The 25,053-nt window shown below is 41.0% G+C and carries 22 protein-coding genes; 6 read left to right on the top strand and 16 right to left on the bottom strand.

Annotated elements, in window-relative coordinates:
* Together K0S23_RS08260 and K0S23_RS08265 are read left to right on the top strand one after the other, a co-directional pair.
* Positions 1–1,074, top strand: coding sequence for a glycosyltransferase (locus tag K0S23_RS08260; protein ID WP_300356065.1), 1,074 nt, complete (start codon positions 1–3; stop codon positions 1,072–1,074).
* Positions 1,075–1,193: 119 nt separating this feature from the next.
* Complete coding sequence (locus K0S23_RS08265) at positions 1,194–3,644, top strand: hybrid sensor histidine kinase/response regulator (RefSeq protein ID WP_300356067.1); 2,451 nt, start codon at positions 1,194–1,196, stop codon at positions 3,642–3,644.
* 47 nt (positions 3,645–3,691) lie between these two features.
* Here K0S23_RS08265 and K0S23_RS08270 read toward each other — a convergent pair whose 3' ends face one another.
* The 11 genes from K0S23_RS08270 to K0S23_RS08320 all read right to left on the bottom strand — a co-directional run bounded on the left by K0S23_RS08270 (position 3,692) and on the right by K0S23_RS08320 (position 11,888).
* Positions 3,692–5,023 (bottom strand): sigma-54 dependent transcriptional regulator, encoded by a 1,332-nt coding sequence (locus K0S23_RS08270; protein ID WP_300356069.1) that lies wholly within the window; start codon positions 5,021–5,023, stop codon positions 3,692–3,694.
* 85 nt (positions 5,024–5,108) lie between these two features.
* The gene (locus K0S23_RS08275) at positions 5,109–5,429 is read right to left on the bottom strand and encodes a hypothetical protein (protein ID WP_300356071.1); all 321 of its coding nucleotides are present in this window, start codon (positions 5,427–5,429) and stop codon (positions 5,109–5,111) included.
* A gap of 228 nt (positions 5,430–5,657) precedes the next feature.
* Positions 5,658–6,119 (bottom strand): hypothetical protein, encoded by a 462-nt coding sequence (locus tag K0S23_RS08280; protein WP_300356073.1) that lies wholly within the window; start codon positions 6,117–6,119, stop codon positions 5,658–5,660.
* 51 nt (positions 6,120–6,170) lie between these two features.
* Positions 6,171–6,566, bottom strand: coding sequence for a DUF3127 domain-containing protein (locus tag K0S23_RS08285; RefSeq protein ID WP_300356075.1), 396 nt, complete (start codon positions 6,564–6,566; stop codon positions 6,171–6,173).
* Between the two features lie 24 nt (positions 6,567–6,590).
* The gene (locus tag K0S23_RS08290; protein WP_300356077.1) at positions 6,591–7,484 is read right to left on the bottom strand and encodes a flavin reductase family protein; all 894 of its coding nucleotides are present in this window, start codon (positions 7,482–7,484) and stop codon (positions 6,591–6,593) included.
* 90 nt (positions 7,485–7,574) lie between these two features.
* Positions 7,575–9,206 carry a M1 family metallopeptidase gene (locus K0S23_RS08295; protein ID WP_300356079.1) on the bottom strand — a complete coding sequence of 544 codons (1,632 nt, stop codon included), beginning with the start codon at positions 9,204–9,206 and terminating at the stop codon, positions 7,575–7,577.
* A gap of 103 nt (positions 9,207–9,309) precedes the next feature.
* Positions 9,310–9,681, bottom strand: coding sequence for a DUF1801 domain-containing protein (locus K0S23_RS08300; RefSeq protein WP_300356081.1), 372 nt, complete (start codon positions 9,679–9,681; stop codon positions 9,310–9,312).
* Positions 9,682–9,785: 104 nt separating this feature from the next.
* Positions 9,786–10,073, bottom strand: a complete 288-nt coding sequence (locus tag K0S23_RS08305; RefSeq protein WP_300356083.1) for an RNA polymerase alpha subunit C-terminal domain-containing protein — start codon at positions 10,071–10,073, stop codon at positions 9,786–9,788.
* Complete coding sequence (locus tag K0S23_RS08310; protein ID WP_300356085.1) at positions 10,045–10,668, bottom strand: HPP family protein; 624 nt, start codon at positions 10,666–10,668, stop codon at positions 10,045–10,047. Before K0S23_RS08310 ends, K0S23_RS08305 begins: the two co-directional genes overlap by 29 nt.
* Positions 10,669–10,729: 61 nt before the next feature.
* Positions 10,730–11,200 (bottom strand): OsmC family protein, encoded by a 471-nt coding sequence (locus K0S23_RS08315; protein WP_300356087.1) that lies wholly within the window; start codon positions 11,198–11,200, stop codon positions 10,730–10,732.
* Between the two features lie 28 nt (positions 11,201–11,228).
* On the bottom strand, positions 11,229–11,888 hold the full coding sequence (locus K0S23_RS08320) for a class I SAM-dependent methyltransferase (RefSeq protein WP_300356089.1): 660 nt from the start codon (positions 11,886–11,888) through the stop codon (positions 11,229–11,231).
* 164 nt (positions 11,889–12,052) lie between these two features.
* On the opposite strand from K0S23_RS08320, the gene K0S23_RS08325 reads away from it, so the two are divergent.
* Positions 12,053–12,682 (top strand): MarC family NAAT transporter, encoded by a 630-nt coding sequence (locus K0S23_RS08325; RefSeq protein WP_300356091.1) that lies wholly within the window; start codon positions 12,053–12,055, stop codon positions 12,680–12,682.
* Between the two features lie 77 nt (positions 12,683–12,759).
* Here the strand turns inward: K0S23_RS08325 and K0S23_RS08330 are convergent, their stop codons facing one another.
* From K0S23_RS08330 to K0S23_RS08350, 5 genes are all read right to left on the bottom strand, one after another.
* A complete protein-coding gene (locus K0S23_RS08330) occupies positions 12,760–13,989 on the bottom strand; it encodes a sensor histidine kinase (protein ID WP_300356093.1) in 1,230 nt (409 codons plus the stop codon).
* Between the two features lie 169 nt (positions 13,990–14,158).
* Positions 14,159–15,427: an aminotransferase class I/II-fold pyridoxal phosphate-dependent enzyme gene (locus K0S23_RS08335; RefSeq protein ID WP_300356195.1), complete on the bottom strand. Its 1,269-nt coding sequence runs from the start codon at positions 15,425–15,427 to the stop codon at positions 14,159–14,161.
* A gap of 195 nt (positions 15,428–15,622) precedes the next feature.
* Entirely contained in the window at positions 15,623–16,177 is a 555-nt protein-coding gene (locus tag K0S23_RS08340; protein WP_300356095.1) for a DinB family protein, read from the bottom strand.
* A gap of 2 nt (positions 16,178–16,179) precedes the next feature.
* The gene (locus tag K0S23_RS08345) at positions 16,180–17,553 is read right to left on the bottom strand and encodes a M20/M25/M40 family metallo-hydrolase (protein WP_300356097.1); all 1,374 of its coding nucleotides are present in this window, start codon (positions 17,551–17,553) and stop codon (positions 16,180–16,182) included.
* A 308-nt stretch (positions 17,554–17,861) separates the two neighbouring features.
* Positions 17,862–18,647, bottom strand: coding sequence for a hypothetical protein (locus K0S23_RS08350; RefSeq protein ID WP_300356099.1), 786 nt, complete (start codon positions 18,645–18,647; stop codon positions 17,862–17,864).
* A gap of 405 nt (positions 18,648–19,052) precedes the next feature.
* Here K0S23_RS08350 and K0S23_RS08355 point away from each other — a divergent pair, with 405 nt between their 5' ends.
* The 3 genes from K0S23_RS08355 to K0S23_RS08365 all read left to right on the top strand — a co-directional run bounded on the left by K0S23_RS08355 (position 19,053) and on the right by K0S23_RS08365 (position 25,007).
* Positions 19,053–19,700 (top strand): T9SS type A sorting domain-containing protein, encoded by a 648-nt coding sequence (locus K0S23_RS08355; RefSeq protein ID WP_300356101.1) that lies wholly within the window; start codon positions 19,053–19,055, stop codon positions 19,698–19,700.
* A gap of 77 nt (positions 19,701–19,777) precedes the next feature.
* Positions 19,778–20,869, top strand: a complete 1,092-nt coding sequence (gene ychF / locus K0S23_RS08360) for a redox-regulated ATPase YchF (RefSeq protein WP_300356197.1) — start codon at positions 19,778–19,780, stop codon at positions 20,867–20,869.
* A gap of 337 nt (positions 20,870–21,206) precedes the next feature.
* Positions 21,207–25,007, top strand: a complete 3,801-nt coding sequence (locus tag K0S23_RS08365; RefSeq protein ID WP_300356102.1) for a T9SS type A sorting domain-containing protein — start codon at positions 21,207–21,209, stop codon at positions 25,005–25,007.
* Positions 25,008–25,053: the final 46 nt, after the last annotated feature.

Genomic DNA, 25,053 nt, shown 5'->3' on the forward strand with positions numbered 1-25,053 from the left:
ATGTGGTTGATTGGTTCCTGGGTACTTCTTTATATGCTTTCGATCTTGACATTGCTGTTTGGTGTGAACCGTTTGAGGATCAGCAGAAACTCAAAAAAGATGATGGCAATTGATGAAATTTCAGTGGTGATTCCTTTTAGAAATGAAGCAGCTAACCTGAAAGAGTTCCTGGATTGTATTTATGCTCAGCGATACCAGCCGGCACAATGGATTTTTGTCAATGATCATTCTTCTGATTCTTATATAGACTTGTTCAGGGAAATGGATTCATTTCCAGTGCGACTACTACATTTGCCGGAAGAACAAAGAGGAAAGAAGCGGGCAATTCGTTTTGGAATGGATCACGTTCGTACAGAATACTGCCTGACTATGGATGCGGATGTTTCATTCGGAAAGGATTACATGAAATCGATGCTCCTGCTTCCTGAAGCTGAGTTGATCATCCTTCCCGTCGAGATGACAGGTACAAAATGGTGGCAGTCTTTCTTTACATTGGAATATCTTTTCACTACACTTTTGAATAAAGGAATTGCAGGATGGTCAAGACCTGTGAATTGCAGCGGGGCAAACCTGCTGATCCACGTTTCAAGCTTTGATCAGGTGGATGATATCGAAGAACACGACCATATTTTAAGCGGAGATGATATTTATACCTTAAGAGCTTTTAGAAGCGCCGGAAAACGGATCGAGATCGTAGAGAATGAAGCACTGAAAGTGGAAACTGAAACTCCGGAAACACTTTCGGAAGTGATGGAACAGCGTGTCCGCTGGCTCGGAAAAACAAATCATGTGGCCGATTCACTGAATAATTTTTTAGGAGTTTGGGCGGTCGGACTTCATCTTTATTACTTCCTGCTTTTGATAATCACTTTTTTTGCCGGAGTTTATTGGCTTACCTTCCTGCTAATTGCATTTAAGTACGGAATGGATTTCATCTTGGTGAAAATGGATAAAAAGAAACCGAAACCCTTTGATTTGTTAGGTTTGGGACTGTTCGAGTTGTTTTATCCGATTTATTTGTTTGCGCTTCTGGCATATCTCATGGTCTCTCAGCCGGAATGGAAAGGACGATAATTTAGGTCTTTTTAGTATTTACAGGAGGCATTTGTCCCTATTTTTATGATGTTCTTATTCCAACTCAGTTTAAAAGATGACTGAGGGAATCAAAGGCAGTCTTTTTAAAGCAGACAAATTTGGAACATTCAAAACGATTTACACAAACAACCCGTGGGAAGTTAATTCTAGCCTTCGGTTTAGTGTTGTGTGTTTCGCTGTTTACCTGGATCGTTAATCGCAGTGCATTCGACCGGATTAACACGGTTGTTGAAGATTTGGCAAAACCGAATAACCGCTTGAATGCTTTGAATGACCTGCAAATGGAAATGAGCCGGCTCAATGATTTCTATCGGGCGGAAGCTTTACAAAACAGGTACAATCCTTCCAACGAATACGATAAAAGGGTTTCACAGATCTCAAACAGGCTGGCTCAACTGAAGGATTCCTTTGCAGATAACTCCTCGCAGGTCGAACGACTGGTCCAGGTGGATTCTATCTTCGTACGGCGAAATAAACTTTTTGAAAAATACCTCAAGATCAGGTACAATTACATTCACAACGGATTAGTGGACAAACAGTTCGAAGAATTGGCGGATCGTGTTGACCGGGAGAATTTAAAAGTCGACACAAATGTGGTTACTACAGAAAAGCAAACGAAAACGTACACCTATTTTGATCCGGTTGTAAAAGAAGAAGTTCCGGTAAAGAAAAGACGGTTCAGGCGGAAGAAGCAGGTGGTCGTCGAGACAAAGCCGTATGTAGTTGTGGAAGAGAGGATGAATGTTCACATAGATACACTAGCTGTTTCCCAGAAAAAAGATAGTATCCTGGAAAATATTCGCATTTCTCTGGACGAGGTCGAATCAGAACGGAATTCGGGCCGGAAGTTCTTGCAGAAACAGGAGTTGATCCTCATAAAAAGCAATGAGATCTTGTATAATCGTTTATTGGAGATAATAGGTGAGGTGAAGAATGAAGAAAGCCTGAATACGCACCTGAGTTCTGCTATGTCGATCCAAATTGCCCGGGAAACTGTTTCATTTACCAAGATTTTAACGGTGATTTTTGTACTGGTGGCTTTTGTTCTCATTGGCTTTATTATCGGGGACATATCGAAATTCAATCGTTATCGCAGGCAATTGGAGGCATCCAGGGAAGAGGCAGAATTCCACAGCCAGGCAAAGCAGCGCTTTCTTTCCAATATGAGTCACGAAATCCGTTCACCCTTGCAGACGATCGTTGGATATTCTGAGCTGTTGATGAATGAACAGGGACATGATAAATCTAAAATCGAGGTGGTTTCGAAAGCTTCTGAACACTTGTTGCAGGTTGTCAATGAAATCCTGGATTATTCGCGCATCATTTCCTCCAATTTTAAAATCGAGAAGAAAGCTTTTCAGTTAAAAGAAATGATTGATGAAGTTGCAGATTTATCTGCTTTTCAGTGCAGTCAGAAAGGTATTCAATGGATTTTTCAAACGGATGAATTTGAACAAGGCTCAGCAGTGATTTCCGATTCGTTTCGCTTGAAACAAATTTTGATCAATGTAATCAGCAATGCAGTAAAATTTACTCAGCAAGGTTCGGTTTCGTTAAAAGTTCAGATGAAGGATCATGCGAATAGTTTGGATGTGTATTTCACTATTTCCGATACCGGCATCGGGATGGATGCGAAAGATCTGAAGCTTGTTTTCCAGCAATTTGAGCAGGCCCGAAACGCACCCGTTCAATCCGGAACAGGCTTGGGTTTAAGCATTGTAAAAGAACTGGTAGATGCCCTGAAAGGTAAAATGACTGTAAAAAGTGTATTGGGAAAAGGAACGGAATTTAAACTTCACTTCTCTTTCGAAAAAGCACAATCAGGCGAATTACAAACTGTAGTTAACAAGTCGGAAGAAGCAATTGAATTGGATGGGGAGATTTGGGTTGTAGATGATGATCCGCTTATTTTAAAGTTATGTGAACAATTATTAAAGCAAAAGAATCTGAAATTCAGGTGCTTCAGTGATCCGGGAGAACTGCTGGGAACGGATTGGAATGAAGACGTGAGAGTGATATACGCCGATGTCCGTATGCCGGGAATGAGCGGGATCGATTTATGTGCACGCTTGAGACAACGCGGACATAAGCAGGTGAAGATCATCGCACTTACTGCCCAGGTATTACCGGAAGAAAAGGAATTGTTCCTGCAAAGCGGCTTCGATGAAATTGTTCTGAAACCCTTTAAAAGCAATGAGTTTTATGAACCAATTCGCAAACTTAATATGCGGGAAACAGAATTTGATTTTTCCGGATTAAAAGCCATGATCCCAGATGAGACGGAATTTAAAGAAATCAGGATCCAGTTTGTATCCGATTCAAAGTCTGATTTAAAAGCTATAAAAACAGCTTTGAGAGAACAAAATACACAGGATATTTTGTTATTGGTTCACCGCCTGGCAGGAAGGTTTGGACAAATGGGATCCCGGAATCTAGCACAAAAATTGCGAGCCTTGGAAATTCAATTGAAGAACAGCGGTCGCGGAGTTGTTTTCTACGAGGTAAATGAGATCATTCCGGAACTGGAAAAAGCAATTGAAAGCGTTTGATAGTGTCAGCCATAACTGACGTATCGAGAACAAATAGCGGGAACAATTCAATCCAGCTGGTACTTTTCCATTTTACTGTAAAGAGTCTTCCGGTCAATGTTTAAAAGCCGGGCAGCTTTTGTTTTGTTGTATCTGGTCTGAACCAGGGCATTTAAGATCAACTCGCGTTCATTGGTCTCCTGAACCAGCTTTAAGTTATTCGGGTTGCTTTTGTGAGCGCGTGAGATCATTTCTTCAGGGAGTAAGTCAATTCCGATTTCGTCATTTTTGCTCAACAGAACAGAACGTTTGATCACATTGCGCAGTTCCCGTAAGTTTCCCGGCCAGTCGTATTTTTTGAAAACTTCAATGATCTCGGGAGAAAGCCTTTTTACAGAGCGGTCCAACTCATTATTTGATTGTTCTACAAAGTATTGAATGAAAAGTTCCAGGTCGGCCCCTCTTTCGCGTAAGGCAGGCATCTGAATCTTGAATTCATTGATACGGTGATAAATGTCTTCCCTGAAATTACCTGCTCCGATTTCCTGGAGTAAGTTTTCATTTGTTGCACTGATCAGACGAATATCGATGGGAATGCTTTTTCCGCTTCCAACGGGTTCGATTGTTCGTTCCTGAAGCGTGCGCAGTAGTTTGATCTGAACATCATAACCCAGGTTCCCGATCTCGTCCAAAAACAGGGTTCCCCCGTTTGCTTTTTCCAGCACTCCAACTTTATCTTGCAATGCACCCGTAAAGGAACCTTTCGCATGTCCGAATAATTCGCTGGCGGCAAGTTCTTTGGAAAGTACTCCGCAGTCGACAGCTATGAACGGTCCGTCAGAACGTTTGCTTTGATTGTGGATGGAACGGGCGATATGCTCCTTTCCTGTTCCGCTTTCCCCGATGATCATCACGGACATTTCCGTAGGAGCAACCAGGTCAACATATTCGTATAATTTTTTTGCTATCGGACTTTCGCCCTTTATGAAAGCTGTTTTATTAGGAGGAGTGGCTGATACCTGAGTTTTAGGTTGCGTTTTTTTAGTTAAAGCCGATTCAATTACCAGCAATAGTTCATCCGGATTTATGGGCTTGATGATATACTCAAAGGCTCCGGATTGAATGGATTTCACCGCAGTTCTTACATCGTCAAAGCTGGTAATGATCACAACCGGAAGGTTTGGAAAGTGAACTCCCATTTTTGCAATGAGATCTATCCCGATTCCATCTGGTAAACGGTAATCCAAAAGCAGCAGATCGTATTTTTCTGAACTCAGTGATTTTTCACCTGACTGGAGATTAGGGGCAGTGCTTACTTCATAACCTTTCTTGTTTAAAAAAGCAGTTACAATTTTTGCGAAAGTCGGATCGTCTTCAATTAACAGGATTTTTTTATCCAAAGCTCTTGTTTTGTGATTCCTAATAAAAATAAGAAAGGTCAAGCAAAAGCAAGACCTTTCTTAGGATTATTTAAGGAAAAACAGGTTATTTGATAACTGTTCCGTCTTCATTGAATTTTACGACATTCAACTCAGATTTAGCATTCCATAATTCAACTTCGTAATAAGTTTTCTCAGTTTTATTTTTCACGATGTAAGCATTTTTAGCTGTCCATCCCTGGAACGCGTCTTCAGTAAGTGATTTTCTTACAGCTGCAGGTAATTCCTCCAATTTGATTTTTACTCGGTCCGGATTGGTTGCGTCTGTTACTTCTGTTTTTGGAGCCTTAGCTGTTTCCGTTCCTGTTTGAGCGTTTGCGAATACTGTTGTGGTAATTGCTATTGCTGCGATGATTAACTTTTTCATGGTACTTTTTTTTAAGATTCTGCAGTCTCCAATGGAAATATAATGCCAGTGCCTGAATTCAAAATTCAAAATGGAAAATTAAAAAGCAAAACCTATTGTTTATCAGTGTTTTGGGAAGGATTAACTGCGATCAGATAAAAAGTAAATTGATTTGCCAAAATGGATAAAAGTGTAGAATAAAGCACCAAACCGGGGAATTATTCCACGATTTTTCGAATAATTACCTGCTTAATAATTGATCGGGGAATCCAGTTTTAATTGCTGGACTACCTTTTTCTGAAGAGGGAAAAGGGATATAAAGTACAATGTACCGATTCCGGCAAGAATAATAAAATAGCTGTTGGTGGTGAGTACAAAGCAAACGATAGCAAAAATGATAGATGCATCTATTATCCCCATTTGAATGATCCTTACAGATGTATACGATTTGATCAGTTTCAATGGGTTGGTTTCGTTGTGGACTTTGGCGAGCATGGATTTTCCGAGAAAAATACTTACCGATACTGCGGTCACCATGAAAATTGGTGCGATCAGCTGGAAAAGCTCATTGGTATTTGTTTGTTGGCTTCCAGCTTCAACAATGAGACTCATTGCTGTTAGAAAACTGAGAATACCGAAAAGAAAAGCTCCGAAAAGGATTCGAATTAATGTAAGATTATTTGTCAGTTTACGGGCAACGTCTTCTTTCATAGTATTTAGGATGTAAAAAAGCCCCGGGATTTATCGCCGGGGCTTTTATTATTAGAATGGTAAATCGTCGTCGTCGCTTGGTGCCGTTGATGCACTTGGTGTAGCAATCGGATCCAAACTCATTGCAGTTGGTCCGCCAGCCGGAATTCCACCTCCCATTGCAGGAGATCCGACCTTTTCAATTCTCCATGCTTCCAGTGTATTGAAGTATTTAACTTCTCCTTGAGGGCTTGTCCATTCACGGCCTCTTAGGTTGAAAGACACTTCAATTTGCTCCTGCGTGTTAAATCCATCAATCAGACTGCATTTATCTTGCGTTAATTGAAACAGGATATCCTGAGGATACATACTTGCATTATCAGTTAAAACAAATTCTCTCTTTGAAAACTTTTCTGATACTTGAACGGTATCATTTTTCACCTTTAATATTCCGGATATTTTAAACATATTTCTACGGGTTATTTACAATTTTTAATCGTTAAAAGAAAGCAGGGTCATCCAGGCTCCTTCAATATCATTTTTATTAATTAATTCTTTTGCACGTTGATGCAGAGCAAGTTCCAGCTTTGCCGGTTCGTCTTCTAAAGTTAGGAATAAATCACTTAATTCCAATAGTTTATACTCGTTTACATCTGTTTCATTTGGTAATTCCGTAACACCGGCCAACTGCGCCAGATCATTTCCTGTTAGGACAGAACTGACACGGATATCATCCGGGAGCTGATCAAAACCAATACCGATTGTTGTAATCGGTTTTGTGATCTCGAACATGGAGGCCTCATTTGCATGACAATACCAGTTTCCTCCCATTCTGGCTACCAGGTTAATCTTCTTCTGGTCAATAGTTCCATCCTCTGCCAAAATTTCTTCGTGAATGTGAATTTTGGTTACTTCGCAAATAACCAAATTTCCTGCACCTCCCTGATCTCCCAGTTCGCGTACTTCTAAAACCTTGCACTCAAACTGAACAGGTGCTTCCAGAACACGCATGGGTCTGATCGTATCTGATTTTATAGGGGTAAGACCTGATTTAACGAATTCATCCACTTCCGGACCGAAAGGAGAACTGCTCAAACTCATTTGATGCAGGATGTCCATATTCACAATGTTAATAACCACTTCGGGAATATGCTTGACATTGTTATAAGTGTCCTTGGTCGTATTGGTTCTCCCGTTTCTGGCAGGAGAAAAAATAAGGATCGGTGGAGCTGCCGAAAACACATTGAAAAAACTGAACGGAGATAAGTTGTTTACCCCGTTTTCATCGATTGTGGAAGCAAAAGCGATGGGGCGTGGTCCGATAGCTCCAAGCAAATAGCTGTGAAGTTTGGGTACGGGAAGTTCTTTCGGATCGAGCGTTAACATTCTTGAAATTTCTACAAAAGTAGAAAAATCAAAGAGGCACTTTGAAGTCACTTGTCAGAATTAATTAACAAAATGACATGCAGCGAAACCCTATTTATTTTTCAATCCCTTTTCTTGAAGAATTACGTATAAGTTCGGATTCAATTCAAAGGAATAATCATGACCAATTGCATAAGATCCCCATTTGGATGAACAAGCCAGTTTCTGTTTTCCGTTCATGATAGGCATATTGAATCCCGGAATACAATTAATCCAGCGAAACTGTACTTTGTTCTTCTTGTATTTCAATTGAAGGGTAGGCGGGTTCTTTTCTCTCAGGTATTGATCAAATACTTTTGAAAGATCCACACCCAATTCAACCGACATAAACTGCTCGATTTGCTGGGTCGTAACTGTTTGATGGTAAAATGTTGCATTCATTTTCCGAAGCATCATGCGGAACAAGGAATCGTTCGCATGGATTGTTCGAATGGTGTGAAGCATATTGGCGGCTTTGTTATACATATCACCGCTTCCTTCGGTATTTACGTTGTACGGCCCGATGACCGGTTTGTCATTCAGGATGTTTTTCCGGAGCCCCTGGCAGTATTTGTCTGCATCCTCCGTTCCGAACCAATAATCAGTAAAGAGCGTTTCGCTGTAACAGGTAAATCCTTCGTGGACCCACATATCTGCAATGTCTTTCGAGGTAATGTTATTTCCATACCATTCGTGCCCGCTTTCATGGACGATAATAAAATCCCATTTTAATCCGATTCCCGTTCCGCTTAAATCAGAACCCAGATAACCGTTCTTATAACCGTTCCCGTAAGCTACGGCACTTTGGTGTTCCATTCCCAGGTAAGGAGCTTCAACCAATTTGTAACCATCTTCATAGAAAGGGTAGGGACCGAACCAGTATTCCAAAGCCTTGAGTGTTTTTGGTGCGTCCTGGAATTGCTTTTTGGCCTTCTCTTCGTTTCCTCTTAAAACCCAGTAATCGATTTCGAGATTTCCTTTTTCACCTGCAAAGTGTTCGTGCATGTTTACATAATCTCCGATATATGGGATCATGCAGTAATTATTGATCGGGTTGCTTACATTCCATGAATAAGTAGCCTGGCCTGTATTCTTTATTTCTTTACCGGCGAAAATCCCATTACTCACACAAACCAAATCACCTGGACAGGTGTAGTGCATAGTAACTCCATTATCCGGCTCGTCGAATTGAGAATCTTTACACGGAAACCAAACACTTGCTCCTTGTCCCTGGCAAGCAACTGAAACCCATGGTTTGCTATTTTGATCTTTGGCCCACACAATTCCGCCATCCCAGGGTGCGCGTTTTGCAACTCGTGGTTTTCCGTGGAAATATACCGTTAGCTCATTATCATCTTCACCGCTTATTGCACCTGGGATAAAATAGGCATTTCCGTCCTTTCGAAAAGTCAATTTTTTCAGTTCGTTTTTTGATAGAATACTGTCAATAATCATTGGTTCCTGAAGATCGATCTGTAATTCAGAAGTATTTTTTGTTCTTAATTCCAGGACAGAAAAACGTATTGTGTTTTTACCGTGAATCTCCTTCTTTTCTATGTCAAATGTTACACTCAGGTCATAGTGTTTTAAATCCCACCAATTGCGGGAGCTTCCGTATGTACCTCTTAGGGAATCTGCATGAGTGAATTGAGCGTACGACGACGATGCAGAAATAATTAAAAGGAAAATCAGCAGGTGTTTCATGAGTTGTTTTTTGGTGAATTTAATCATTCTTTAAATGATAGCTGGGTACTTCCTTAGTGCTAAGCAGTTTGCCGCTGCTGCACTAAGTATTCGATAGCTGACGCTATCTCTTATTTCCGTACAAATTATCATTTTCTGCCAGCCTGAACAGAACGATTTCTTTGATCAGTTTTATAGGAAGAGGCTCGTTTAAAGGAAATTGAACGGAACCTTTTCCTTGCTTGTATTTGGAAAGTTCTTTTTCGAATGCTTTGTGACCGGTTGGAGTAGCATAAAACCCGACGTGTGATTTGTATCCAGCAAAATAAACCAGCGGCTTCCCGTTCACTTTATATGCTGGCATCCCGTACGAAATCGATTCTACAGCTTCCGGTGCGGTTTCCCGAATCAATTTCCGGATTGCAATTAATCGCTCCCGGGTTTCTCCTTCAAACTCCTGGATGTATTCGTCTACGGTTGTGAACGTTGTTTTCATATTTTTGAGACTAAAGACGTTAGATATAAGACTATAGACAGATCAAGTCTTTGGTCTTGAGTCTTACGTCTATGAGTCTTCTAAAAGTAAATATAACTCAAAAATTAAATTTTGAAAACAAGCCCTTGCTCAGATAAGAGTTTTCTTAGGATTGGAAGAGAAGTTTTACCGATTCCGTGAAACTGCAGGATTTCTTTTTCCGTGTACCGGGAAAGTTCTTCCAATGTTGTAATGTGATTATTTTCCATTGCTCTTCGTGCAGGAGCAGAAAGATCGGAAAAAATACCCGCCCCAGATTTTCGCTCTTCTTCGCAAACCGGGCAAGTAGGACAATCACTGCTTTTGAAATAATGATGACCTTTTTTACAAATTCTCTTTGTTTTTTGTGACATCTCTTAAGCGTATTCTTTTTGGTTTGATGTATTTCGTCAATCTGCTATTGGTCGGATATTTCCTGTTTTTTGTCAGGTTATTGGCCACAATCGCAACAAGGAGAAGAATCAGCACACCTGATAACACCGGAGATAAAACATACATGAATCCCAGGTCTTTGATCTTGGGAGTTCCGATGACTGCAATCAGGGCAGTTGCGCCGCCGGGAGGATGAAGTGTTTTCGTCATTTGCATGGCAACGATTGAAAGACTAACTGCAAGAGGTGCAGAGATCCAAATGGGATCGGGAATGAGTTTGTACACACATACACCTATGAAGGCCGAAATAAGGTGTCCTCCAACCAGGTTGCGCGGTTGAGCCAGCGGACTTTGAATTGCTCCGTAGATCAATACACTGCTTGCTCCGAATGAGCCGATCAGGAAAATGTTTTCTAATTTGTCGAGTGATTGTGCCTGGGTTAGAGCAATCAAACCAATTCCAAAAAAAGAGCCGATGAATGTCCAGAGGTGTTCTTTTGCATCGACCAGTGTTTCTTTGTATAAAACATAGCGTGCTTTTCGGATGGATGTATTTCCTTTTTTCTTGTTGCTCATGCGGATTCTTGGTTTACAAATTTAAGCACACTTTGATGAAATCTAAATCTTCTTTCTCAAATCAGGCATCTTTTGCCGAACATGTTGGCTCGTGGGTTACAGGAAAATTACACGAATTGGCAATGAAACACTGTTTATTGGCTTCGTGGTGTAAACTGTTTGCCAGTTCAGTTTGAGTTGGATCGGTAATTACCACTTTCGGGCGAAGTACCACGGAAGTAAAACGACCACCATTGGGGTCTTGAATCATTTTTCCAATCGGCTGGTCTTCATACTCAATGACCCTGATTCCGGCATCCGCACACAAATGAAAATACCAAAGCATATGACAACTGGAAAGGGATGCCAAGAAGAAGTCTTCCGGATTGTGTTTTGTTTTGTCACCACGAAATGGTACATCCGCTGAGCATAATAGATCGGGTTTATTCGGAATTTGAAGGGTAAATTCTCTCCCGTATGCTGCGTAATCTGAGGTTCCGCTTCCTTTATTCCCGGTCCAGGAAATGGTGGCTTCGTAAGTATGTTCTTTCATAATTTGCGAATGAATGTTGTTGAACGGATTATTTGGAGTTTTCGAGAACCAATGTAGAAAATTGTCTTTCCACGGATTCTCCTGTTTTGGTGAGTACTACTTCTTTTTGATCATCTTCATGCTTCAACTTAAAGGGGCTGCGCTCCACTATTTTCATTGCTTCATCCGGGTTGTATAAGGTGAAACCAAATGGAGTGAAGGGAAGAGTTTCCATAAAACTGCGGTGTGCAAATGTAAGTGAGAACTGGCCTCCGGGTTTGAGAACACGCGACAGTTCTGTAAGTAATGCCAGCGGATCTTCCCAGAAATAGATGGTATTAACGGTGAATAATTTGTCGAAGTGATTATCCGCGAAAGGGATTTGTTTTCCGTCATACAATACGAAATACGCCTTTTGGGCATTAACGAGGTTTTTGTTCAACTGCTGTCCTTCCTGGTTCATTAGTGTTGAAATCTCTAAACCGGTATAATGGATATTCCCGCATTGAGAAAAAAGAAATTCCAGGTGACCGGCGTTTCCATGGCCCAGCTCCAAAACAGAATCTCCCGGAGTCAGGTTCAAATTCGAGATTGCATTTTTTGTCATCCCGATATTCGTTTCATTCATCATCTGTGCAATTTCATTGCCTTTTTCTCCCGATGGATGGCTTAATTGGGAGGCAAGTTCTGTTAATTGTTCTTTCTCCATTTCTTGTTTTTTACGAAGATAATCATAGAATTACGAATTACGAATTACGAATTACGAATTACGAATTAGAAAGTTTAAATTAGAATAGAATTAGGAATCGTAATTAAGAATTAACATTCACCTAACGTGTAAACCCCGAAATATGGGGAATTTTGCAGCAAAAAATGGAATTATTTATCAGTGTCTTTGCAGCTTTATTCTCAGTTTTGAACCCTTTGGGAACAGTTCCCGTTTTTGTTGGATTGACTAAGGATGATACGAAGCATAACCGCGACAAAACATCCTTCTGGACTTCTGTCAATGTATGCATCATCCTTTTGATTTCTTTTTTTGCCGGTAAGTATGTTTTGAATTTCTTCGGAATCAGTATTACATCCTTGCGTGTGGCCGGAGGATTGATTATCGCGACATCCGGCTTTGCTTTGCTTACAGGATCTTTTACCAAACACAAGGGGATGAAAAAGGCAAGTGTTCAGGCTGATTTGGAAACAAGGTCAGAGGTTTCACTGACACCTTTGGCAATTCCAATGCTGGCTGGGCCCGGATCGATATCGCTTTTAATTACCTACAATCAATCGTTTAATAATCAGGAGCAGCATTTGTTATCTGTTTGTGCAATTATTGCGGTTTGCCTGGTGATCTATTTAATTTTGAGAACATCCCATTTTATTGTGAAAGCATTAGGAGCTTCGGGGATCAATGCCATTTCGCGAATCATCGGATTTATAGTCATCGCAATAGGAGTGGAGTACGTTTCGTCTGCAGTGCAGGAGATCTTAAAAATTAAAAATTAGAAATGCAAAATTCAAAAGTAGACTGAGTAATTGAGGAGATTACTTTTTGCATTCTTAATTTTGCATTTTGAATTTGTTTACTGGTCCTCTTGCGGACTGAAAGTAATGTCAAAAATTGTTTCCGGATAAGTTTTCAATTCCATGGTTCCCTCCAGCTGGTCTGTCAATGATTCGATGAGGTCTAATCCGAAGGATCCCTGTCTTGAAGGAGCTTTCCAGGTACCGCTGTCCCGGTAGATCAATTTGCATTTTTTGCCCTGGTGATGCATAAATGAAATGGAAATGAGGCAGTTTTCGTAATCGTCAAATGCATATTTCAGTGAATTGGAAATTAATTCGTTAAGGATTAGGGCGATTGGCACTACGGAACGCAGACCGATGGAATCAATATCACATTCTATTTTCAGGCTTACCGGGTATCCGGATTGATATGAGGAAACCAGGTCGGAGGATAGGTCATGCAGATATTCCCGTAAATGCAGAGTGGAAAGATGATCACTCTGATACATTTTTTCATGGATCATCGACATGGCAATCACGCGGTGTGTGGCATCCTTAAACTTGGCAATTGCTTCGGGATTCTCCAATTCCCTGGATTGCAGACGCAATAAACTCGTGATGATCTGAAGGTTGTTTTTCACCCTGTGATGAATTTCTTTCAGCATCACTGTTTTTTCTTCGTTCTGTTTCGAGATGATGTTGTATTGTACCTGAAGTACGTCCTGAGCTTCGTTCAGTTTCTTTCTTCCTACCTCATTAGTTCGAATGTTTTCCCATCCCAGGTATCCGATAATTGAAAAACACAAAAGGCAGTTTATAACGGTAGCTACTAGTTGTTCATGCGTCAGGTTTCGCATAATTTCCATTTGCTGATCCAGGAAATAATAGAAATAAATTGACTGGGCGGTTGCGTGAAATAAGGTAAATAACAATCCCCATCTGGCGCCTAAAACAATAAATGCCAGGAGAATATTTATGACCATCCAAAAACCATTCATAAAATGCGGCTGGTTTTGAACAAGGAACAGGCTGATAACGCAGCAGAATGCACCTATGATGCTGAAAATAATGGTGGGTAAACGAAATTTTCCCGTTTTGAAAATATAAATAGTGGTTACCAAAACAGTAAAGAATGATAACAATGTGATAAAGGCAGTGGTTGTGCTGGAATAAATAAATAAAACAATGCTTAGTATTCCGATAACAATGCTCAAAAATAAAGACAGGCGGTATGCCAACATAAGTTTGGTCTCATCTTCGAAATTTGTTTCATTAAAGAACCTCGGAAAGAAAATTCGCTTAAGCATAGACTAGTTTTGGTAAGTGAAGATACTGAATCTTTGATTTCCTGATTCGATTATGTAATGAATTATTAGAAATCAGCAGAGAATCTCAGTTAAGGGCATTAAAAAACCCTGATTCCGTATTTACGGGACCAGGGTTTTAATTCTTTATTTCGTAAGTAAGAGTTGTTTCCTACTTTTTTCTGTCTACTTCAACAGTTGCTAATTCATCGGCTTGGTAAGCACCCGAATCTAACTTGTCTTTCAGTGTCTTGAATGTTTCAATCGTGTAGGATACATCTTCCAAAGTGTGTGCAGCAGTTGGAATAATACGCAACATGATCACATCTTTAGGAACTACCGGATAAATAACGATCGAACAGAAAATATTGTAGTTCTCACGTAAATCAAATGTCAGATTCGTTGCTTCTGCAAGGCTTCCCTTCATGAAAACCGGAGTTACCGGAGAGTTTGTTGCACCGATATCAAATCCTGCATTCTTAAATCCAGTTTGAAGCGCGTCTGCGATCTCCCATAATTTGTTTTTCAATTCAGGACGTGTGCGCAACAATTCCAAACGCTTGCGAGCCCCGATCGTGATTGTGATCGGCAATGCTTTTGCAAACATCTGGGAACGCATGTTGTAACGGAAGAACTCAACGATCGATTCTTTTGCACAAATAAATCCTCCGATTGAAGACATGGATTTAGCAAAAGTTCCGAATAATACGTCGATTTCATTTTGAACTCCCTGAGCTTCACCTGCACCCTGGCCGGTTTCACCAAGTGTACCGAATCCATGTGCATCATCAACGAATAAACGGAAGTCGTATTTTCCGGATTTACGGAATTCAACAATTTCTTTTAATTTTCCCTGGTCACCTGCCATTCCGAAAACTCCTTCAGTGATAACCAAAATACCACCACCGGTTGTTTCAGCAAGACGGGTAGCATTTCTCATTTGCTTATCAAAGCTTTCCATATCGTTGTGCTGGAATACGAAACGTTTACCTGTGTGCAAACGCATACCATCCAAAATACAAGCATGTGCTTCCGAATCATAAACAATGATATCGCTGCGGTCAACCAAACAGTCGATTGCAGAAACCATTCCCTGATATCCAAAGTTTAAAAGAATGCAATCTTCCATTCCCATGAATTCAGCTAACTCATTTTCCAGTTTTTCATGCTCACTTGTTTGACCGGTCATCATACGAGCTCCCATAGGATAAGCCAAACCGTATTGTGCTGCTGCCTGTGCGTCAGCTTCACGAACTTCCGGATGATTAGCCAAACCTAAGTAGTTGTTTAAAGACCAAACCAAACACTCTTTCCCGCGGAAAATCATTTTGTTACCTAACTCACCCTCTAACTTTGGAAAGGTGAAATAACCATGAACTCCTTTGGAATACTGCCCGATAGGTCCACGATTACGTTCAATTTTATCAAAAATATCTGCCATACTTTGTTCATTTTCCATTAACCGATTTTGTACCGGTTAACAGTTGAGACTGCAAATTTAGCAGTATTCTAACTCATATTACCAATTTGTAATGAAAATTAATTAACCAAGAAATGAACAGGGGTGGATTTACAGATAGAATTAAAAGGTTTTGGAGATAGTAGTGGCGAAAAATTTTCACCACTACTTATTATTTTAAAATGCTTCGTCTGTATCAACAAGATAACGCTCCTTTATGATATTGCAGTGATGAATAACATGTCCCACAATGATCCAGCCAAGATTGCGCGGAGTGTTCGGACTATTATTTGCCGTACCGATCGAATCCAGCATGGAACTGTTCATTCCTTTAAACAAGGAAATACTTGCTTTTCGAACATCGATGAATTCTGATCTCAAATCTTCCAATGTACGTTGTTCCGTGTTGTTGTGCTGACTGTACCAACCTTCGTCAAATCCATCGAGGGCAGTTTTGTCTTTGCGTGAAAAACGAAGAGCGCGGTATTGAAAAATACGCTCTGTTTCTATGAAATGAAGAATAACGCCTTTTAACGTCCATTTGTCATCTGCATACTGGAAATCTGCTTTGGATTCAGGCAGACTTGCAATAAAATCAGCGGTGTCATCCAAATCCTTTTCCAGTGCAAGCATCAGGTCTTCCTGCCCGATCGTTCTTTCAAAATAATACTTTGCATAAGCAGGAGCAAATTCCGGGTTGGGTCTTCCTATGAAAGGATTTTGATTGTTCATAATTACAATGATTTATCTAATAAATACACAAAAGCCGCCATACTTGCACAGCCTAGTTCGAGTTCACGTTTGTTTACGCTTTCAAACACATCGCTTGCTGCATGGTGAAAGTCAAAATAGCGCTGTGAATCGGGAACGAACCCGAATAATGGGATTCCTTCGTAATGTTGTTTCAGCGGAGAAATGTCCACACCACCATAACCTGCTTCGAAGTGATGCAGATCGTAAGGGGCAAGCAGCGGTGCAAATCCTTTGATCAATTGAATGAAGGGTTCTTTCCCGTCACACTCAAAACCATCCGGGCTGAATCCGCCGCGATCACTTTCTACGGCAGCAATTTGCTTTTGATTTTCTTGCTTTGCCCATTTTGCATAGGCGTGACCTCCTTTGTTTCCGTTTTCCTCGTTCATAAAGAAAACTACGCGGATTGTATGTTTTGGTTTGATTCCCGAAACCTTCAAAATGCGCAGTGCCTCCAGGCAATGAACGATTCCGGCACCATCATCGTGAGCACCTTCGCCGGCATCCCAGGAATCCAGGTGTCCACCTATTGTAATGACTTCGTTTGGTTTTTCGCTTCCGGTGAGTTCTCCCATGACATTGAACGAAGGTTCATCCGGGAAATCCCTGCAATCCATTTCCATGATAAAGGTTATTTTTCCCTTTGAAAGAGCTTGTGAAAGCTCATTGGAAGAAATGGTGGATAATGCTCCCGCCGGAATTTTTGAAACACCTTCCTCGTAATACATGGAACCTGTATGTGGAAAATGATCTTCGGGCAAAGCCAGTGAGCGGATCACAACTCCGACTGCTCCCAATTTGGCACTTTCAGCTGCACCCTGTCCGCGGATACCATAACAGCCTCCGTATGCTTTAAAGGTGATAATGTCTGCAGGATTCATTGGCTGATTCAGGAAAACGATCTTTCCCTGTACGCTTGCTTTTGTAGCTTTCTTCAGTTCATCCAGGGACTTGAATTCGATCACTTCCGCTTTCAAAATTCCATTCGTTCCGATTGAACCTCCCAATGCCAGGATATCAACCTGGATAATCTCTCCTGTACTGTTTTGAAACCAGGCAGCCTCTTTATTTCCTCGTTCCCAGTGCGGAACCATGACAGGCTGCAGGTATATTTTATCAAAACCATAAGTTTCCATTTTACGTTTTCCCCATTCAACTGCCATTTGGGCTTGTGCCGAACCTGAAAGCCGCGCACCAACACCTTTACACAACGAGCGCAGGTCTTCGTATGATTTCCCCCGTACTAAGGCTTCATCAAAGAATTGACGGATGATCGCAGAGTCCTGCCCGGAGCCTTTTTGAGAGAACGAAAAACCCGATACCAGGAAAAGCAGTGCAAACGAATAGTATTTCATAGTTGTGAAAATCTTAGTTATTGTAATGCTGCGAAAATAAGAACGAAATGGCAAAGTGTTTCAGAAAGGACTTCATTTTGTTCTATTTAGGACTTTTCTTTTTTTTTTGGAAGTAATTTTCTTGGTCGTTTTCGCCTATTCAAAAGTGGCGGTTCAGTCCCCCACAGGGACATTTGTGGTTAATTACATATTAGTTCTCCGCTCAGCATTGTTGTGAAAATTGCCACCTTCGCCAAGCACCAAAACTGTTATGTGCAACTCTAAAAAGAAAGAGGCTGCTAAAAACAACCTCCATCAATGCGACCTTTTTATGATTTCTCTATTCCTAAACGAATAGCCTCTTCAACGGGAGAATAGCCCGCATCAGAATCCGAAATAGACAATTCACCCTTTAACAACAAAGGTGGTTGTGCCATAAATTTAGGAGTACTTCCTCTATGTGGTTGAGCTGAATGAATCAGGAACGGATGACATAGGTAAACTGTACCCGCTTTACCGGTGGCATACACTTTTTTTCTTTTTGGCAACTCATCTAGCTTGCCCGCAAGTTCCATAAAGGAAAGACCTTCATCTCCCTCTTTAGACAATAACTTTGCAACATCAATATGAGAACCTTCATAAATGACAGTTGGAGCATCATTTAGACTAACATCGGAATACAAGATCAACATCAATAATGCCCGTCCTTTTGATTTGACGTTGGCACGCCATTCGAAATAATTGTTCGGGTCATTTCCCGGAAAACTCGTATCTACATGTTTACCAATATCATTAGGTTGTTTGGCAGATGGAAACCTGATAGGAAATGATCCTACATTTCGACAAGGAATCCATTTGTTTTTACCAATTAACTGATCAAATGCATGATGTAACTTTGGAGTGTTTATGGAATTGATAAAAGGTTCATCTGTGTACATTCCCAAACGAATTACAGGCTCAATCCAGGTTGAAGGATTTGACCTGTCGCAAGGAAGGTCATTCCATAGAATTTCTAAAGCAGCATCTGCAATTTCCTTGGAAAATGCATGATCAAGGCGAACAAAACCGTTATGAATAAAATGCTGTATTTCTTTTCTGCTCAGTATATCTGACATATTTTTTTGTTTAAAAACCAGCCAACACATCAACAATATCTGTCAACATCAGACTTGGTATTTGATTATCAATAAAATGAATTAATAATAGGAAGAAACGCTTTGTATCAATAAAGCGCATTGCTTAAGAATTAAGCTTGAAAAGGAGTATTATAACATTACAGTCATTCTCATATTGACAAAATTAAAAAAGTATTTCTAAACGTCAAAACGAAAGGGTATGCACATTGTCAAAACGAACTCATTTGTTGGTCGGAGAAAATTAACAGAACAGTTGGCGGATATTCATAAGTAATTGCCGGTTTTTTATAACATCTGTGCAAATAGTCGGATATACCTTTGTCTTAACAAAAAGGCAAAATAGGAAAGCCGAAGAATTTCCTTCGTTTAAAATAAAAAAAGATTATGAAAACGAAATTATTATTACTTACAGTATTTACAATTATTAGCTTCTCTTGCACATTAATGGCCCAATCTATTTCCTGTGCTGATTTTACAGTTTTGGAAATAAATCCGGATCCATCGGATTCAAGTCTGTACAACGTTAGCATTCAATTTTCTGAACCCTCAACTAGCCATGTCAATTACCCTTATGTTTCTGCTGTGCTCGACTGTAATGGTGATACAGTGGCAACAGGTGGAATGTCTTTCTTTGCTCAGATCGGACAAACTACAAATGATTATCAGGTTACGCTAAGTGGATCTTTGGCTTGCGAACCTTTAACCGTAGTTTTTGTTTATGGTATAGATGCCTTTGATATTGACACGTGTTTACTAAGCTTCGGAACGACTAACGGATTGTCCAATAGATCTGAAATTGCAGATGCATTTTCTTTATTTCCCAATCCTATAAAAAGTCAAGTTACCATTCAAACCGGGGTAAGCCAATTGGGTGCTGACTACTTCGTGTATGACCATACGGGAAAGTTGATGCTGACAGGAAGGATAGATTCAGAAAACACACCTGTGGATATGAGTAATTTATCGCGAGGTATTTATTTGTTTCGTGTTGGATTGGATTTAAAACAAACGTTTAAAGCAGTGAAGGAATAACCATCTTTACGCAAACATACTTTCTGTGAAATCATTTGCAATTATAAATTATCTTTGCAAAAAATTATTTTATGGCATTGAAATGCGGAATAGTTGGTTTGCCGAATGTTGGTAAGTCAACTTTGTTTAATTGTTTGTCAAACGCTAAAGCGCAATCTGCGAATTTCCCTTTCTGTACGATTGAACCGAATGTGGGAACTATTTCAGTTCCGGATCCCCGTTTGGAGAAATTGGAATCAATGGTGAACCCGGAGCGTGTGGTTCCGACTACAATGGAAATAGTAGATATTGCAGGTTTGGTGAAAGGAGCTTCAAAAGGTGAAGGTCTGGGTAACCAATTCCTGGCAAACATCCGCGAAACTGATGCTATTTTGCATGTGTTGCGTTGTTTTGAAGACGGAAATATTATTCATGTAGACGGACGTGTAGATCCTGTTAGTGATAAAGAGATTATTGATATCGAATTGCAGTTGAAAGATTTGGAATCGATTGAAAAACGTATTCAGTCTTTGGCTCGAAACCTGAAGTCGGGAGATAAGGAAGTTATCAAAGAAAACGACTTGGCATTAGCAATTAAAGCTACGTTGGAACAAGGGAAATCTGTTCGCTCAATGAGTTTTGATGAAAAAGAACAGGAAATCGTACAGAAATTTCAACTGATCACATCAAAGCCGGTTATGTATGTTTGTAACGTGGAAGAATCTGCTGTTAAAACAGGGAATGCACATGTAGATGCAGTTCGTGAATCGGTAAAAGATGAAAATGCTGAAATCTTAATCGTCGGAGCAAAGATCGAAGCGGATATTACGGAATTGGAAACCTATGATGAACGCCAAATGTTCCTGGAAGAACTTGGTTTGGAAGAACCGGGCGTTAATCGTTTGATCCGTTCGGCTTATTCGCTATTGAATCTTCAAACATATTTCACGGCAGGAGTGAAGGAAGTACGTGCCTGGACGGTTCCGATCGGTGCAACAGCACCTCAGGCTGCAGGAGTGATCCACACGGATTTTGAAAAGGGATTCATCCGTGCGGAAGTAATGAAATACAATGATTTCACCACTTTAGGTTCTGAAGCTGCAGTAAAAGAAGCAGGGAAGTTTAAAGTAGAAGGGAAAGAATACATTGTGCAGGATGGAGATATCATGCATTTCAGATTTAATGTGTAAACATTGAATAGATATTATTTGAAAATCCCGGCATGAATTGTCGGGATTTTTTTTTGAGCATTTTTATTTATCCTGGTAAAGGAAGGATATTCGTACTCTTATCCTTTTGAAGCAAAAGTCTTCATTCGAATAAGCTTGTTAATATCATTATTTAATGATTCCTAATTTTATTTATCTAACAACACTTATCAATTTACCAAAAACTAATTCTCTGTAAATCACACCATTTAAAACTCTTCTTGGCGCAAATATGAATTTGTCCCGTTTTGTCCTGCTGAAACTGACCATCAGCACTCGTTGAATGGCTAATTTTGCACCAGTTTTAATAAGAATTTTTATGAAATCAACAGTACTCTTGCTCTTATGTACCGTCTTTTTGATGACTGTACGGGCACAATCCCTAAGTCCTGTATCACTGGAACAATTAGTGAATACGGATATTCCCACAACTCAATTCAACAGCCAGGTTGCAGCCGATCCGACAGGAGGGTATGTGATCATCTGGACCACCCAGGAAAATGGGGGAACTATTATTGCCAAACGTTATGATAATACGCATACAGCTGTTTCAGGAGAAATAACCATCAATACCGAAAGTTCATCCAATATCAATATTGAGCATTGGGAAGACGGCAAATATGTTATTTCTTACCTCGAGAGCAATACCCTAAAGTTTGTGGTTTTGAATGAACTGAATGTCCTGGGGGCAGAAGTCACGGTTTTGGCATCTGTTTCCAAGTATGATCTTTCTCCGAAAGGAGATTCCCTGGCTTTTATTTACAATAAAACAACCAACAATCAATTGTACCTGAGAGGATATAACCTTTCTTCCAATGCCTGGCTCAATACAGAAGTGCTGGTAACAGAGATCGGGGGTTCGAGTTATGATGAGCCGAATATCGTTTATCACAGCAATGGACGAATGACGGCGATTTACCATTTATATATCAACACTTCCGGGTGTTGTACATTTGACCGCCGGGTGATGAGAAAGACATTCAGCAGCTCCTTCATTGCTGAAATTCCGGAATATGCCTTGTGGGCTATCGGTTCCGAGTATAATGTGGGAAGTGACCTGGATGCAAGCGGAAACAGTAGCAATGAAGTGATTGTTACAACAACTCATGGAACCACTTCCTCTCAACGATACCTGCGCATGTGGATTTTAGGGAATACAGGTTCGGCAATTGTCAATAATGCGGTGTTACTGCCAGTGGTAACTACCAACGATTGGTACGATAATATTGAAGGACATTTGTATGATAACGGAGATTTTTTAATTTCTAAGTCTATCCGAACAGGAGGCTATACAAATCCCAATGAGAATGAAGCATACGTTATTTATGGAAAAAACTACAATGCAAGTAACAGCGGACTTTTACGCATGAACAGTACAGTGGCCGGTGAGCAGGAATATACGAGCGTAGCTAAGTTGCCAAATGGAGCCTTCATTGGATGCTGGTCCGGAAACGGGTTCCAGGGAGACACACGCGGAATTTATGCACGCGCTTACAATGCTGTTGCTTTTCCTACCGTAGCATTTAGCAATGCAGGTGCTTATACGGTGAGTGAAACAGGAACCACAGCAACAATCGGTGTAACCCTTGCAACACAACCCACTGCAAATGTGACAGTGAACCTTTCTTCTTCTGATTTGACGGAAGGAACCGTAAGTGTAGCTCAACTAACGTTTACTACATCTAACTGGAACGTAGCTCAGAATGTGGTGGTGACCGGAGTAGATGATGCTGCTGATGACGGTGACATCTCTTTCAACCTGGTTGCTTCAACTACCGGGAGTGCGGATGCCACATACGCCGGCTTAGCGAATAAGAATCAAGCGATCATTAATTTGGATAATGATGCAACCACAACAATGCCTTCTGCTCAGAGTTTCTGTAAATCAACCGGAATGAGCGGTGTTAATGCCATCATAACGAATGTCGGGGCCGCAATTACTTCAGTAAGCGGAACAAGCAGTAATCAAAGTGTTGTTGACAACAGTGATATTACTGTAAATAATTTGGGAGGAGGAACGTATGGGATTGTTATCAATAACCTGAATAACAATACATCGGGTACCACTCAAATTACACTGACGGCAACGGATGGCGTATTTAATTACACGGGAAGTTTTAATGTGACTACTACAGGTGTTAACTTGGTAGCAACAGCATCTTCCAATGCGATTTGTGCGGGAGAGTCAGTAACTCTTTCTGCAACAGGTGGACAGAATATTTCCTGGAACAACGGCGTTGTAAACAATGTAGCGTTTACACCTTCAGCAACGGCAACATATACCGTTACAGCTGATAACGGTGCGGGATGTTCAGAAACTGCTACTCAAACCATTACCGTAACTGCTGCTCCTGCTGTTCCGACAGTAAATGCAAACGGGCCATTATCCATTTGCGGAAGTGGATCGGTAACTCTGACTTCTTCTTATGCATCGGGAAATACCTGGTCAAACGGTTCTACTGCATCCAGCATCACGGTATCAAATGCAGGAACATATTCGGTAACGTATTCAAACGGCGGAACGTGTTCTGCAACTTCTGCTCCTGTGGTTGTAACTGTTAATGCCACACCTGCAACGCCGGTTATTACTCCGAACGGACCAACAACATTCTGTGCTGGAGGTTCGGTCACTTTGACTTCGTCACAAGCAAATGGAAATAGTTGGTCAACGGGAGCTGTTTCCCAAAGCATCAACGCAGCAACTACAAATACTTACGTACTTACTTACACGGATGTCAACGGATGCGTATCTCAGGCTGCAAGTGTACTGGTAACGGTGAATCCTGTTCCGGCGGCGCCGGTGGTGACACCAGGTGGTCCAACGGCCTTTTGTTCCGGCGGATCGGTAACTCTGACGTCTTCTTATGCATCGGGAAATACCTGGTCAAACGGTTCTACTGCATCCAGCATCACGGTTTCAAATGCCGGAAGTTACTCAGTGACTTATTCCAACGGGGGAGCTTGTTCCTCGGTATCTGCACCGGTTGTTGTAACCGTGAATAACATCCCTTCTGCGCCGGTGATTACTCCAAACGGACCAACTACCTTCTGCGAAGGCGGTTCAGTGACTTTGACTTCGTCTCAGGCAAATGGAAACTCCTGGTCAACGGGAACTGTTTCTCAAAGTATCAATGCTACGGCAACGAATACCTATTTGCTGACATATACAGATGCAAACGGATGTGTTTCTCCGTCTTCAAGCATTTTGGTTACTGTTCAGTCAGCACCAAATGTCTCTGCCGGTCCTGACCAAACGGTTTGTGAAGGAACTTTGGTTACGTTGCTGGGGTCGGGAGCAAATTCTTATTCCTGGACAGGAGGAATTACAAATGGGGTAAGTTTTACAATAAACAATCAGACAACCTTTGAAGTAACGGGAACTGGAAGCAACGGATGTCAGAATACCGACCAGGTGACAATATTCGTGAATAATGCACCGAATGTAAGCGCAGGACCGAATGTGGTTGTGTGTAACGGGGAATCAGTGACTTTAAACGGAAGCGGAGCTGCATCTTATGATTGGGATAATGGCGTTGTGAACGGTGTTTCTTTTATGCCTGTTTTGGGAACGACAACATACACTGTTACCGGAACGAATGCAGCAGGCTGTGAGGCTGAAGATGAAATGACAGTAACTGTAAACCAGCTGCCAAGTGTAAGTATTTCAACCATTCCTATTTTCTGCTTATCGGATGGTCCGGCGGCTCTTGCTCAAGGATTGCCTTCAGGCGGAACCTATTCCGGAACAGGAATTACAGGAGTAATTTTTACCCCTTCCACGGCAGGATTGGGAATTCATCCGGTTTCTTATACGTACACGGATTTGAATGGCTGTGAGAATACTGCTAACGGAACAATAACGGTAGACCAGTGTTTGGGAATCGATGAGGAAGCAATTGCGGGATTGTCGGTTTATCCGAATCCTACAACCGGATTGACAACCATTGAATGTTCCGGTTCATTCAATTACCTGGTGATGGATGCACAGGGAAGAAAAGTGCTTGAAGGAAATGCTTCCGGGAAAACACCGATCGATTTATCCGGATTCAGTGACGGAGTTTACCAGGTCGTGATCCGAACTGAAACTGCTTCCACCAATGTAAGAATGGTGAAGAACTAAATAAATCAGATAACTATTAAAGAAAGGCATTCGTTACTCAGCGGAT

It is taken from the genome of Fluviicola sp., assembly GCF_029266855.1.
Taxonomy (GTDB): domain Bacteria; phylum Bacteroidota; class Bacteroidia; order Flavobacteriales_D; family Crocinitomicaceae; genus Fluviicola.

Coding starts and splice junctions, on each gene's coding strand:
- K0S23_RS08335 (WP_300356195.1), bottom strand. CDS start 15,427: ATGGCAGATATTTTTGATAAAATTGAACGTAATCGTGGACCTATCGGG.
- K0S23_RS08300 (WP_300356081.1), bottom strand. CDS start 9,681: ATGAAAACAACGTTCACAACCGTAGACGAATACATCCAGGAGTTTGAA.
- K0S23_RS08315 (WP_300356087.1), bottom strand. CDS start 11,200: ATGAAAGAACATACTTACGAAGCCACCATTTCCTGGACCGGGAATAAA.
- K0S23_RS08295 (WP_300356079.1), bottom strand. CDS start 9,206: ATGAAACACCTGCTGATTTTCCTTTTAATTATTTCTGCATCGTCGTCG.
- K0S23_RS08290 (WP_300356077.1), bottom strand. CDS start 7,484: ATGTTAACGCTCGATCCGAAAGAACTTCCCGTACCCAAACTTCACAGC.
- K0S23_RS08310 (WP_300356085.1), bottom strand. CDS start 10,668: ATGAGCAACAAGAAAAAAGGAAATACATCCATCCGAAAAGCACGCTAT.
- K0S23_RS08340 (WP_300356095.1), bottom strand. CDS start 16,177: ATGAACAATCAAAATCCTTTCATAGGAAGACCCAACCCGGAATTTGCT.
- K0S23_RS08325 (WP_300356091.1), top strand. CDS start 12,053: ATGGAATTATTTATCAGTGTCTTTGCAGCTTTATTCTCAGTTTTGAAC.
- K0S23_RS08285 (WP_300356075.1), bottom strand. CDS start 6,566: ATGTTTAAAATATCCGGAATATTAAAGGTGAAAAATGATACCGTTCAA.
- K0S23_RS08305 (WP_300356083.1), bottom strand. CDS start 10,073: ATGTCACAAAAAACAAAGAGAATTTGTAAAAAAGGTCATCATTATTTC.
- K0S23_RS08320 (WP_300356089.1), bottom strand. CDS start 11,888: ATGGAGAAAGAACAATTAACAGAACTTGCCTCCCAATTAAGCCATCCA.
- K0S23_RS08355 (WP_300356101.1), top strand. CDS start 19,053: ATGAAAACGAAATTATTATTACTTACAGTATTTACAATTATTAGCTTC.
- K0S23_RS08280 (WP_300356073.1), bottom strand. CDS start 6,119: ATGAAAGAAGACGTTGCCCGTAAACTGACAAATAATCTTACATTAATT.
- K0S23_RS08330 (WP_300356093.1), bottom strand. CDS start 13,989: ATGCTTAAGCGAATTTTCTTTCCGAGGTTCTTTAATGAAACAAATTTC.
- K0S23_RS08365 (WP_300356102.1), top strand. CDS start 21,207: ATGAAATCAACAGTACTCTTGCTCTTATGTACCGTCTTTTTGATGACT.
- K0S23_RS08350 (WP_300356099.1), bottom strand. CDS start 18,647: ATGTCAGATATACTGAGCAGAAAAGAAATACAGCATTTTATTCATAAC.
- K0S23_RS08345 (WP_300356097.1), bottom strand. CDS start 17,553: ATGAAATACTATTCGTTTGCACTGCTTTTCCTGGTATCGGGTTTTTCG.
- K0S23_RS08275 (WP_300356071.1), bottom strand. CDS start 5,429: ATGAAAAAGTTAATCATCGCAGCAATAGCAATTACCACAACAGTATTC.
- K0S23_RS08260 (WP_300356065.1), top strand. CDS start 1: ATGTGGTTGATTGGTTCCTGGGTACTTCTTTATATGCTTTCGATCTTG.